The sequence below is a fragment of the Falsiroseomonas oryzae genome (assembly GCF_027856955.1).
Taxonomy (GTDB): Bacteria; Pseudomonadota; Alphaproteobacteria; order Acetobacterales; family Acetobacteraceae; genus Falsiroseomonas; species Falsiroseomonas oryzae.
In genome coordinates, this window is sequence record NZ_JAPSMD010000719.1 from 1 (window position 1) to 1,749 (window position 1,749).

The 1,749-nt window shown below is 73.3% G+C and carries 1 protein-coding gene; it reads right to left on the bottom strand.

Going from position 1 to position 1,749, the window contains the following annotated elements:
* On the bottom strand, window positions 1-1,749 hold a 1,749-nt coding region (locus OZN99_RS31000; protein ID WP_270939051.1), incomplete at both ends, for a peptidoglycan D,D-transpeptidase FtsI family protein.

The window sequence follows — 1,749 nt, forward strand, 5'->3', positions numbered from 1 at the left end:
CGCCGGGGCGGGGCGCGCGGGCGGCGTGCCGGCCGGGCGCGGGCCCGCTGGACGGCCGGGCTGCAGCGGGATGGCGATGGAGGCCTGGATCTCCTGCAGGCGCTCGGTCTCGGGCACCATGCCGAGGATCGGCGCGACGCTGCGGATCACCATGCCGGCCGCCGGCGCGGCCACCCAGCCCGCCGTCGCATAGCCCATGCTGCGGGCATTCGGCTTCGGCTCGTCCACCATCACGTAGATCGCGTAGCGCGGCGCGTGCATCGGGAAGGCGCCGACGAAGGCGGCGATGCGCTTGTTCTCCAGGTAGCCGCCGCGCGGCCCGGTCTTCTGCGCGGTGCCGGTCTTGCCGCCGACGAAATAGCCGGGCACGTCGGCGCCCTTGGCGGATCCCTCGGTCACCGCCACGCGCATCAGCCGGCGCATCGTTTCCGACGTGCGCTCGCTGACCACGCGCGTGCCCTCGACGGCCTCGCCGGGCGGCCGCGCCATCAGGGTCGGGCGGCGCAGGATGCCGCCATTGGCCAGGGCCGAGGCGCCGGTGATGACGTGCAGCGGCGTGACCGAGATGCCGTGGCCGAAGCCGATGGTCATGGTGTTGATCTCGCGCCAGTCCTGCGGGCGGGGGATCAGCGGCAGCGCCACCTCCGGCAGTTCCAGCTGCAGGCGCGAGCCCATGCCCATGCGCACCATGAACTCGCGATGCCGCGTGGTGCCGATCGCGGCCGCCATGTGGGCGGAGGCGAGGTTCGAGGAGTAGGCGATGATCTCCGGCAGGGCGAGCCAGCGGTTCTTGCCGCGGAAGTCGTTGATCTCGTGCCGGCCGATGCGGATCGGCCGCGACGCGTCGTAGCCGTTCCAGACGTTGATGATGCCGAAGTCGAGCGCCGCGGCAGCCGTGAACAGCTTGAAGGTCGAGCCCGGCTCGTAGACGCCGACGGTCGCGCGATTGAAGCGCGGGTTGTTGGCCTGCTCCTCCCGCGTCAGCGGCCGGTCCTCCCGCCTCACCTGGTCGGAGAGGTCGAAATCCGGCAGGCTGACCATGCCCAGCACCTCGCCGGTGTGCACGTCCATCAGGATGCCGGCGCCGCCGATGCCGTTGAACTCGCTGATCGCGCGCTGCACGGCGTCGCGCAGCGCGAGCTGCACGCGCACGTCGATCGAGAGCCGCAGCGAATCGCCGCGGCGGCTGCGCAGCCGCTCGTCGAAATACTTCTCGATGCCGGCGATGCCGTTCCCGTCCACGTCCACGCCGCCCAGGATGTGCGCGGCCGACCGGCCCTGCGGATAGGCGCGGCGCTCGGCCTGCTCGAAGTAGAGGCCGGGGATGCCGAGCGAGTTCACCGCCTGCTGCTCGCGCGGGGTGAGTGCCCGGGCGATGTAGGCGAATTGCCGCTCGCCGGAGAGGCGCAGGGTGACGCGCTCGGGGTCCAGCTGCGGCAGCACGCGGGCGAGGCGGCGCGCCACCGCCGCCGGCTCCTGGATCTCGCGCGGGTTGGCGTAGAGCGCGGTGACCGGCAGGGAAACGGCCAGGATCTCCCCGTTGCGGTCGGTGATGACGCCGCGCTGCGGCTGGTGCTCCGGCGGGCGCGCGGCCGCGGCCATGGCCTGCAGCCGGCGCGGCTCCGCCGGATCCACCACCATGCGATGGGCCAGGCCGACGGCGACGGCGCCGAACAGCACCCCGAAGCCCGAGGCCGCCAGCACCAGCCGCGTGCGCGAGCGCTGCAGCAGCGCGCGCCGCGCCAGCTC